The organism is Polaribacter haliotis (assembly GCF_014784055.1).
Classification (GTDB): domain Bacteria; phylum Bacteroidota; class Bacteroidia; order Flavobacteriales; family Flavobacteriaceae; genus Polaribacter; species Polaribacter haliotis.
Genome location: NZ_CP061813.1, coordinates 33,015 through 44,677, shown reverse-complemented (window position 1 = coordinate 44,677; position 11,663 = coordinate 33,015). Strand labels below are relative to the sequence as shown.

Annotated in this window: 6 protein-coding genes; all 6 read right to left on the bottom strand. The window is 30.5% G+C overall.

What is annotated here, in order from left to right:
* Positions 1 to 7 precede the first annotated feature (7 nt).
* Complete coding sequence (locus tag H9I45_RS00120) at positions 8 to 2,389, bottom strand: T9SS type A sorting domain-containing protein (RefSeq protein WP_088354053.1); 2,382 nt, start codon at positions 2,387 to 2,389, stop codon at positions 8 to 10.
* A 479-nt stretch (positions 2,390 to 2,868) separates the two neighbouring features.
* The gene (locus H9I45_RS00115; RefSeq protein ID WP_088354054.1) at positions 2,869 to 4,365 is read right to left on the bottom strand and encodes an MFS transporter; all 1,497 of its coding nucleotides are present in this window, start codon (positions 4,363 to 4,365) and stop codon (positions 2,869 to 2,871) included.
* 4 nt (positions 4,366 to 4,369) lie between these two features.
* On the bottom strand, positions 4,370 to 5,821 hold the full coding sequence (locus H9I45_RS00110) for a glycoside hydrolase family 30 protein (RefSeq protein ID WP_394364911.1): 1,452 nt from the start codon (positions 5,819 to 5,821) through the stop codon (positions 4,370 to 4,372).
* A gap of 46 nt (positions 5,822 to 5,867) precedes the next feature.
* The gene (locus H9I45_RS00105; RefSeq protein ID WP_228454972.1) at positions 5,868 to 6,875 is read right to left on the bottom strand and encodes a glycoside hydrolase family 2 TIM barrel-domain containing protein; all 1,008 of its coding nucleotides are present in this window, start codon (positions 6,873 to 6,875) and stop codon (positions 5,868 to 5,870) included.
* 8 nt (positions 6,876 to 6,883) lie between these two features.
* Positions 6,884 to 8,158, bottom strand: a complete 1,275-nt coding sequence (locus H9I45_RS00100) for a glycosyl hydrolase family 17 protein (RefSeq protein WP_140422754.1) — start codon at positions 8,156 to 8,158, stop codon at positions 6,884 to 6,886.
* Positions 8,159 to 8,163: 5 nt separating this feature from the next.
* Positions 8,164 to 11,598: a 1,3-beta-D-glucan phosphorylase, GH149 family gene (locus tag H9I45_RS00095; protein ID WP_088354056.1), complete on the bottom strand. Its 3,435-nt coding sequence runs from the start codon at positions 11,596 to 11,598 to the stop codon at positions 8,164 to 8,166.
* Positions 11,599 to 11,663 lie beyond the last annotated feature (65 nt).

Here is an 11,663-nt window from a genome sequence, read left to right as displayed (position 1 = left end):
AAAAAAATTATCTCTTTATAAATTTAGCGGTTCCAACTGCATTATTAACAGTAAATTTAATTAAATAGATACCTGAATTCAAATCAGAAATATCAATATTTTTAGAAGTATCATTTACAGAAATTGTTTTTACAGTTTTCCCTAAAATATTATATACACTTACTTTATCAATTGTATTATCCGCAGAAATTGTTACAAAATTTGTTGCTGGATTTGGGTATAAACTCAAGTTTGCTAAAGTATTGTCTTTAATGCTTGCAGTATTTGACTTATAAAAATAAACATTATCTACATAAATAGTAGAAGGATTTACACCTCCTTGTCCATCAAATTTCATTTGAAATAATGAATCCCATGTCATACCTGTAAAATCTGCTATAGCAATATCTACACTACTCCATGATCCTGTTACTAAAGGAACGTTTACTAAAAACTCTCCTGCTCCAGTACCATTATTTATTGGTGAAAACTTAATATCTGTGGCATCTGCTGTCCAAATATCAATATGTACAAAATCCATTCCTGAAGCATCTGTTGCATCGAATTCTGTTCCTTGATAATTAAAATTTGAATACTTTAATACAGTATTTGTACCATTTCCTGTTGGATCATAAGCAGCATCTACTGCTCCTGATTGTCCCCAACCTGGGTTGAAGTTAGTTATGTTTACATTTGTGTAAGCATCACTATAAATAGATAAAACATCTCCTGCTGCTCTTGTTGGAGGTGTTGGTGCATCTGTTGTTGGTGCTGTTGCTACAGTTGTAGTACCTTTATAGAAATAAACGTTATCTATATAAATAGTTGAAGGGTTTACGCCTCCTTGTCCATCAAATTTCATTTGAAATAATGAATCCCAAGTCATACCTGTAAAATCTGCTATAGCAATATCTACACTACTCCATGATCCTGTTACTAAAGGAACGTTTACTAAAAACTCTCCTGCTCCAGTACCATTATTTATTGGTGAAAACTTAATATCTGTGGCATCTGCTGTCCAAATATCAATATGTACAAAGTCCATTCCTGAAGCATCTGTTGCATCGAATTCTGTTCCTTGATAATTAAAATTTGAATACTTTAATACAGTATTTGTACCATTTCCTGTTGGATCATAAGCAGCATCTACTGCACCTGATTGTCCCCAACCTGGGTTGAAGTTAGTTACGTTTACATTTGTGTAAGCATCACTGTAAATAGATAAAACATCTCCTGCTGCTCTTGTTGGAGGTGTTGGTGCATCTGTTGTTGGTGCTGTTGCTACAGCTGGACTTCCTTTATAGAAATAAACGTTGTCTATATAAATTGTTGAAGGGTTTACGCCTCCTTGTCCATCAAATTTCATTTGAAATAATGAATCCCATGTCATACCTGTAAAATCTGCTATAGCAATATCTACACTACTCCATGATCCTGTTATTAAAGGAACGTTTACTAAAAACTCTCCTGCTCCAGTACCATTATTTATTGGTGAAAACTTAATATCTGTGGCATCTGCTGTCCAAATATCAATATGTACAAAGTCCATTCCTGAAGCATCTGTTGCATCGAATTCTGTTCCTTGATAATTAAAATTTGAATACTTTAAAACAGTATTTGTACCATTTCCTGTTGGATCAAAAGCTGCATCTACTGCTCCTGATTGTCCCCAACCTGGGTTAAAATTAGTTACGTTTACATTTGTGTAAGCATCACTATAAATAGATAAAACATCTCCTGCTGCTCTTGCTGGAGGTGTTGGTGCATCTGTTGTTGGTGCAGATCCTGCTACTGAAGGTGCTGGTGCATCTGTTAATTTTTCTGCATTAAATTTTATATTATCAATTAATATAGTATTACCATCTGCTCTGTCAGCCATACCTTCTGTCCAATCTACAAAAACAACCATTTGACTGATGTTTGTTAAATCTCCATTAGGATTTATACCTGAAAGATCAAATGTTAAAGTTTGCCATTCATCAACAACTGTGTTACCAACGTTCTGATCTGTTATCTGAAATGTAGTTCCTCCAGTATTTGTTGACATTTTTATACCTACAGTACCTACATAATTTTTATTGACATCCATTGTTAATGTTGAATTGCTTGCAACACCTAAATCAATTTTCCAAGTTCCAAATTTTGAATCTTCCCATTTATTATTAACACCTGCATAAAATGCATTACCTGAACCAACAACCACCTTTAAAACTTTTGAAGCTGTAGAATTTACTCCATCTAAATCTGGGTTATCTATAACTTCTGCTGGTGCAGGTGAATTATCAAAAGTAAACCAATTAGCAGCAACACCTGAAGGAGTTCCATCTTCAAAATCTAAATGATATTCTTGTTGTTGTGCATACCCTAAAGACACACATAAAAGGAAAAGTAAAAAAGTAATTTTTTTCATGTTGTAAATGTTTTATTCGTTATGTCTCAAAAATACATCCACTTTATTGAAATATTCTTAATTAATACCCCAACAAAAAACATACATTGTAAAATAAAAGGTAATTAATTATTAATAACCCAAATAATAACCAGTAATAATAGGCTTATAAGTAAAATTCAGTTAATAAATAAAATTTTATATATTTTATATCAAAAATGGTTTTGTATGGGTAATGTATTGTTAGCAATCGAAATGTTAAGCTACTGTTTTTAAATGTATTGATTTAAAAAAATGAAATTCACATAATTAAAACTGATTTATTAAAAATTAAATTATTAAAAAACAACGAGGTAGGTTTTAAATTATCTTTTAATAAACAACAAAATTAAATTTAAAATCTTCTCAAAAAAAAAACACTACATTTTAAGTAGTGTTTTTATTTAAAAATAATTTCTAAAAATATTACTATAAATAATATTAATTATACATAGTTAATTTTATTTATCAGCTATTGAAATTGAATTATATAACTCTTTATTTTTAATTCTGTTCTTATTTTTTCTATTTGTATCCTTCTCTTTTACAAGTAATCTCTTATCTAGTTCTGTTCTAATTTCTCTTGCTTTTTCTTCAGTAACATTATAATTACGCATTATAAACATGGCTACCAATGTTCCTAAAATTGGAAAACCTGAATAGAACATTCTTAAACCTGTTACAGCTCCTTCTGGTTGTACAGCTACACTTGGATCAAAACCAACAAGCGTCATAATTGCACCAGTTAATAAACCTGCAATCGCAAAACCGAATTTTACCATCCACCAATAAATCGCACCAAAAATTCCTTCTCTTCGTTTACCAGTATTTAACTCATCTAAGTCAATAACATCTGCAGTCATGGACATCATTAAAGTAAATAAACTTCCTATTCCGAATGAGAAAAATGGCAATGCAAAAATAAACATATATGGTTTTCCTGGAATAAATAAAAACCACAACATTACATACCCAATTATAGAAATTCCTTGTGATACTATAAATGCATTCTTTTTACCCATTACTTTAGACATTTTTGTAACTATAGGAATTACTAAAAATGTGGTGGCTAAAGCACCAATACTACCAAATAAGGTTGGCCAAATTCCTGCAGCACCTGCATCTCCATTAAATAAATAATAAACTACTATAAAGAATGAAAAACTTGCAATTGTATTAAATGCATTGAATATAAAAAATGTAGCAATACATAATTTTCTAAAAGGTTCTGATTTAAAAGCTTCTTTAAATCCGTTTAATATTTCTTTTAAACTTCCTCCAATATTTTTAAATGTTAAGGGTGAATAATTTTCATTTAAAGTAGATTTACTTTTGATAAAAATAGCTGGTACCATAGCAAATAACATACAAATAATACCTACATAAATAGCCAATTCTCTTGTAGCAATGTCTGCAGTTTCGAACCAACCTTGGTCGTACATAATAACCCAAAACCAAGGTGCAATTACCCAAGCCCATTGGCCAATCCATTGTGCAACTGCCATAATGTTTGTGCGTTCATGAAAATCGTTACTCATCTCATAACCCATTGCTACATAGGGAACACTAAAAATTGTAAGTCCTAAATAAAATACGAAAGACCATAAAAGAAAATACATAAAATTATAATCGATACCATCTTCTCTATGCAGTTGCCACATCATAATAAAAGCGGCTCCCATAATAATAGCACCAATAAATACATATTGTCTTCTTCTTCCCCATTTCGATTTTGTATTATCAGAAATAAAACCCATTATTGGATCTGTAATGGAGTCGAAAACTCTTGGCAGAAAAAACAACACACCCCACATCCAACCAGGGAAGCCTAAATCCTGTACCAAAACCACCATAAAAATTCCTAAAATAGCTGGAAACATTTGGTTTGCTAACATTCCTATTCCGAATGCTACTTTTTGCCCAAATGGAACTTTAGATGTAGAATTAGAGTTTGACATAATATTAATTTTTATTTGATATTATAATTGTTTGTAATGCTTGTGCACTTATATGTATTGCAGTTTCTTTTTCGCCAAATTGTAATTTGAAATCCTTCGCAATTTTTCCTTCATTGAAAACAACAACTGCTATCGAACCATCTTGATTTTCAACTGCTGTAACTTGTAAATCTTTATCAGAATTCTCTAAACCTATAACTTTAGCCTCTGGTCTAATATATTTACTAAAATGAGCCATTGTATAATAAAGTGGCGTAAAATAAACTTCATCTTTTTCTGGATCTACAATTACAGGAGCCACACACCAATTTTTAAACCAATTTGGGCCTCCTTGTTTGTCTAAAACCATGTTCCAGTCTACCCAACCATCTACCCAATTATTTAAGCAACCAATAATATCTCTTGCATATCTATTAACTGGCGCATATTTTGGATGCAAATGTTTGTCTTTTTCTGGAGCCCAATCCCAACCCCAATCTGTTGCTTCTTTTTTCCAATACCAAGCATCGTTTTTCCATTCTGGAACCTGAGAATCGATACAACCTTCTGTTTCTATTAAGTATTTATTTGGGGCTTTATGATGTGCGTATTGTAATTCTTCTGCAAAAAAATCATAAGTACTTGCATACCAATGAATGGCTGTTCCATCAAAATATTTAGAGGTTTCCTCGTTTTTAAATTGAGAATCTACCCATTCTTTTAAATGTTCTCTATTTTGATCATATCCTAAAATCTTTACATTTGGATAATCTTCGTCTAATTTTGGTCCTAAATGATTTTTAACAAAATTGGTCATTTCATCAGGAGAATAATGCATAGATTCCCAATTATTCCCATTTCCTAAAGGTTCATTTTCTACTGTAAAACCCCAAATATCTATTCCCTCTTCCTTATAAGCGTCTATATATTTTGAAAAGAAAAGTGCCCATGTATCATAATATTTTGATAGTAATTTTCCTCCAACCCATTTTTTGTTATCTTTCATCCAAGGAGCAGCTGTCCAAGGAGAAGCGAATATTTTAAAACCATCTTCAGACACTTTCATTGCATCCTTTATCATCGGAATTAAATCGTCTTTATCTTCTTTAATTGTAAAATGTTCTAATTCCATGTCATCTTCAACTGGTGAATATGAATATTGAGACAAAGAAAAATCACAAGAATTCATGTGCGTTCTAGTTAATGAATAATTTGCACCGTCTTTTGAAAAATAAGCTTGTAGAATAGTATCTCTATTTTTTTTACTTAATCGATTAAGTAAATAAGCAGAAGATTCAGTAAAAGCTCCTCCAAAACCAGTAATGGTTTGGAAAGTTTTAGAAGTATCTAACTTTATAATTGAAGCATTTTCATTTGTATTAAAATTAGAAATTTTTGTTAACTTATTTCCGCTTTCTGAAGTTTCAAAAACTTCAACAGATAATTTTTTGCTATTACTTTCGCAACTCATCATCATTACAAGTAAAAAAACGCTTAAAAAATGTGTGCTTTTTTTCATAATTTTAATTTTGTTCTTCATAAAGTGTTTGCACTACTTTAAAAGCTTGTTTTTTATTTCTTTCAATATCTACAATTCCCCAAAATTCTTCATTTGGTGATCCATCATAAGGAACTCCAGAACTGTTGGGTGCCCAACCACCAATATCTTGTGTGGTGTTATCTCCTGCTTTCCACCAACCGTCTGTAAAAGAAAATAAAGTGATTCCTGAGCAGATATTTTTGTTCGTAAATGATTTTTTTAAAACATTTAAAGTAGCATCTGCTTGTGCTTTTTCGTTGACTCCTTTTTTGTAACCTGCTTTTTCAATTACCATATAACTATCTCCTCCAGCTTCTGATAAATACATTGGTTTTTCGCTTACTTTTTCCCATTGAGCAAAAATTGTTTCTGGATTATCCCATCTATAAACATTCATTCCCCAAACATCTATATTTTTACTCATAGATAAAGCTAATGCATCTGGTAAATCTCCATGAGCTGTTGTTGTTGGATGATTTTTATCGTTTTCGTGAATGATTTCTGAGGCAGCATTCATTGCTGTATACCAGTTTTTAATATCACCTTCAAACCATTCTGGATGATAATTATATTCGTTTCCTAACTCCCACATTAAAATTGCATTGTGGTTTTTGAATTTATTTACATAATTGATAAAAGTGCCCGAAAGAATATCATTTTTACCTCCTTGATTGTAGCCAAAACCGATAATTACTTTTATCTCTGCTTTATTAATCTCATCTAAAACAGCAACTTCTTCAATAGGTTCATACACTCTAATTGTGTTTATTCCTGCTTCTTTCATTAAAGATAAATCTTGCGTAAGATTGCCAAAATCTCTTTTATCAGAACCTTTTGGAACTGGATGATAACAGATTCCTTTAATTAAATAAGGTTGATTATTTACCATTATTTTTCTTCCAGAAACAGTAACCACATCACTTTTAACTTCTTTATTACAAGAAATTAAAACAAATAGAACAATAGGAATTAATAAGATTTTTTTCATCATTTATTCGTTTATCTTGGATACTCTGTATTTGGTGTTTGTAAACTTTTCATTAAACTATCCAGATTTCCATTATATGTTTTTGTAATTGGTTTTCCATTTCTTTTCAATCCATTAAAAACGCCATTATCCACCATTTTCCATAAAGGATATTTGGCTTCATTCTTAAGATTTATCAATCCAAAATGATTTTCTGAACCTTCTGCATTATTTGCATCTTTCCACTGCTCATCAAAAGCTTCAAAATAAAAACACGAAATGTTATTTTTATTGGTAAAATCTCTAATTAATTGATAATATTTAGCTTGCTTATATTCGTCTGTAGCTCTGGAACCATTTGCTCCATAATGTCCGTTTGAAATTGTTGCCCAACCAGTTTCTCCAATATGAATTTGTTTTGTGCTATCAATACTTTTTACGTATTTCGAAACATTTTTATATTGATTTTTTGCAAATTCAAACGCTCTTAACATTGCTTTGTCTATTTTTTCGATGTCGCTCAAATCTTCTTCATTTTCTGGAACTTTCCAAAAAGAAGGGTTGTAATGTGAATTATGATAAGGATATGTGTGCATAGAAACATAATCTACAGCTTTTATCAATTCTTCTAATTCTTTCACTTTATAGTTCTCATCTCCTCCACCCCAAGAAGCAAAATCGTCTGAAGAAGTAATCCATAAATCTGTTGGTAATTCTCCTTTTTTCTTTAAATTTTGAAGGTGATTTACCCATTTTAAAATCACTTTTGGCTGCACATAATAACTGGTTGCCCATTTTACCATTGCTTCGTTACCAACTGCAATAATTTTTACAATATTTGGGTATTTCTTAACTAAAGAAACTGCAGTTTCTATCTCTTTTGCATTTCTTGGATTTTCCTTTTCGTGATTTGGGCCACCATTTTCTGAACTGAAAGAATTTTCGCAATCTATCCAAGCACCCAACATCACATACATTTCGAAATCTGTATCTTCTTTTTTAAGTTGATGAATTGCTTCCAACAAATTAGAAGCTTGTGCCAAATGAACATTGTAGGTTCTTAAAACCTTAATATTCATCGCAGATAAAATTTTTAAATCGTCTTTTAATTCTTGAATTGTTGGCTGAACAGCTCTCGACTTTTGTCGATAACCACCATAAGAAATTGCCAAATAATTAGGGTTTCCTAAAATATCTGATGCCGTAATTTTCGTTTTAGAATTTGCAGTTTTTTCCTTTTTCGAATTACAACTGTAACTCAAAATTAGAATGAATAAAACCACTAAAATTCTAAAAACTTTCTTCACTTTACTTATTTTATAAGAACTACTATTTTTTCAATAGCATTTGTTCTTTCAAAAATTTCTTTACTTATTATTGTGTTTAATTGTAAACCTTCAATTTCTTTTTTATTTCCATCATTATAAAATAATTGAATGCTATTTTTTGAGGCCAATTCATAAACCACAGGAACTTGACAAAATGTAAAAGCCAAATTACCTGAAGCTAAGCTTAGTTTTTTATTTTCCCCAGAAACAGATATATACTCAAAGTCATTTTCGCTTGTTAAAAACTCCTCTTGTTTTAATAATCTTGGATTGAAAACTATCTTCCCTTCTGTAACAAAAACACCTAACTCTCCAAATCTATTTAAAACATCTTCTTTTACTTGCCCAGTCATTCCTGGTTGTTGTGCTCCTTTTCCTGCTGGTGTATGTGAATAAGCATCTGTTGGAAAAGCGCCATATAAATTTGGTGATTTATGTACGCCAACTCCTGCATTTATTTCGTAATAATGGTCTAATAATCTTCCTATTATTGCTTCACTTTCGTTATTATTTATTGCCAATAAACAGTTTTCTTGAACCGCTAAAAGCAACTTAGAAACCATATGCCAATAAATAGAACCTAAACCTTCGTAACCGAAAAATGTTCCAGAACGACCTGTAAAAGATTTGTGGTCGAAAACTTCTTCGAAAATGTTTAAAACATCTTGACTATCCTTTTTTAAAAGATTTTTATATTTTTCTTTTGGTAATTTATCTAATGCTTCTTTTACGCTATTTGCATTGTTGAAATTTCCATTGAAATGATAATTTCCATGGACATCTTTTTCAACAATTGTTTGATCGTTGTTTTTAATTAATGTAGATAATAATTCAGATTTTTCTACACGTTCTGAATCAATATTATTTTTCTTAGTAAACCTTGGTAATTCTTTATTCGGATATAAAATATAACTGTATTGGTCTTTCCTAAATAGTGCGCTATTTTTTAATCCGTCCAATAAATCCAAGGCGTCCTTTGCACTTAAATAACCAGAACTTAAAGCAGCAACTTGCCCTTCTAACATTTCAGATAAATAAGAAATAGAAACTTCTTTGTTTGAATTAATCGTCATTAAATTATAAGCGTGATACATATTGTCATCACGTTTATTTGCTCTAATTGTATGCTCTAAATACGCTTTTGTAGTTTCGAAAAATTCTAATAAATTTTCTTTTGAAAGGTTCTTTTTCTTTGCTGAAAATCCGTTTTTGTAAACTGATTCTCTATACACACTTGCAGGATTTCCTAAACCGTCTAAAACAGTTTTTCTATCAACATCTGAAAAATTACCTGATAAAATATGCTTATTCTCTTCTAAAGTTTCTAAAACTTTAAAGAAGAAAACTGCTAATTCTTCAGAAATTTCTATATTATCAACTTCCGATTTTTTAACTAAATTTTCATAAAAATCGATAAAACGTCGCAAGTAATTTAAAGTAACCATAGAAACACCATTTCCAACCAAAGCGTTGTTGGCATCGTTCCATTCTGGTCTTTGTGTATTTAACCAAATTCCACCTTCAGGAATAAAGTTGGCTATTTTCGCCAAAACAGTAACTAATAATTTTTCTATTAGATTTACCTTGTAAATGGCGTTATTTTTATCTTCAATTAAAGCGCCATCCGCTCCTAAATGCGCTCTTTTTTCATCGATTTCTACATTTAATTTGTAATCGAAATCAATCGTGTCTTTAGGGTTTTTAAGAATATCTTGATACGATTTTATTTTATAAGGCACATTTGCATATACAAAAACGTTTTCCGTAAATAATTTTAATAATTCATTCGGATAATGGTCTTCTATAAACTCTAAAAACTTCAACAAATAAATAATTTGATGATCTCCCCAATACCCAATATAAGACCAAGGATCGTGTTCTTCGATAATTTCCCAATCGAAACCACCTTTTGTAACTCTGTAAGGATTATAACCTTCAAAAGTTGTGGCATTTAAGAATTTATGAATCATACTCTCAATAAATTGAGGATATGAATGTGCTAAACCTTCCCAATTCTGGAAAATATCTCGCCAATTCCCTTCGTAATCTAAAATTTTAGAACCATCAACTTCACTTTGTGTATTTATAGAAAACTTGTTCCAAGGTCTACTTGGATCTCCATGTCTTCTACTAAATTTTAATGGTAAATATTCTAAAGAAAGTCTTTTAAAATTTGAATTTGAATCTTTTTTAGCAAATTCTCTTAAAAAATCTAAGGTGAATTTCACTGGTAAATTTTCTAATTCTTGTTTTTTGTCTGCAAAAACAGTTTTGTTTGCTTTCGATACATATTGAATAAAATCTTCTTTTTCAATGGTATAATTATCATCGAAAATCCCACCTCTCATGATATTGAAAAGTGTATTCGAAAAATGTCTTGTATTTACTAATTTGTCGTTTGTAAGTTGTAAACCATCTGCTCCTGCTGTTAACTTTATTAAGTTTTCGGTTCCTAATTCAACGTCTTGTTCAACAATTTCTTGTAGATTTTTTTCTGATGAAATTTGAGCTGCAATTTTATGAATTTGAGAAACAGTTTGATTTACCTCTGCAACTTGCATCCAATTTTTATCTTTGCCCGAAGAAAGTGAGAAATTAAACTGAGTTAAGTAGGCTCCTTTTTCTGCTTTCAAGTCTACTTCTTCCTCTAAAGAAATGCCTCTTCTAAAATTATTTAATTGTAAAGTTGATAATAAAAAAGTAGGATTATCTATACCTAAAGACCAAACAACATTTGCTTTTAAAGCTTCACTTGGTTCTGCTTTATCAACAATTATCGCGCTTAACGCATAAATACCTAGACCAACTTCTTTTTCTAACTCGCATTTCTTATAAGCATCTGCTAAATTACTGTAGCTTAATTGAAATTCCGAACCAATACCTGCTGGTAACAAATCTTGAAAACCATCTAAAGCTTCCACAGAAATTTCTTCCAAAGAATTATTTAAAAGTGTTGGTTTTCTTATGAAACCAAATTTATTACTAGAATTCCACTCGTATTTAAAAGTAAGTTCTAAATCGTGATTTATCTCTTCGAAAATTACTTTATTTCCGTAAACGTTTTTATATAAATTTCTTGAAATATTATAAAGTCCTGCTTGCCTTTCAGAAAATGGTTCCCAAAGTGAATTCTGGTTGTTTTTTGTAATTCTGAAGATTGTTTTCGTTCCAGAAGTTTCTGCTAAAGCTGTAATTTTATCATCTGTATAATATGGAAAAAGTGCATTTTGTGCATTTTTTCTCCCAGCTGTTAACCCTCCATTACTAGAGATGAACATCCAATGGTTTGCATCTGAAACAATCGTCATAAAAAACGGACGCATTAGATGGCTATCAGAAATTTTATAAAACGACTCGTTATTTATAGAAACTAATTTTCCATTAGACTCTAATTTATTTTCTTGTAAAACAGTACTCATTAATATTTTTTTATATAATTTTTGATTAAAATAAGAGTGCAAAATTCATGTACTACTTTAAAATC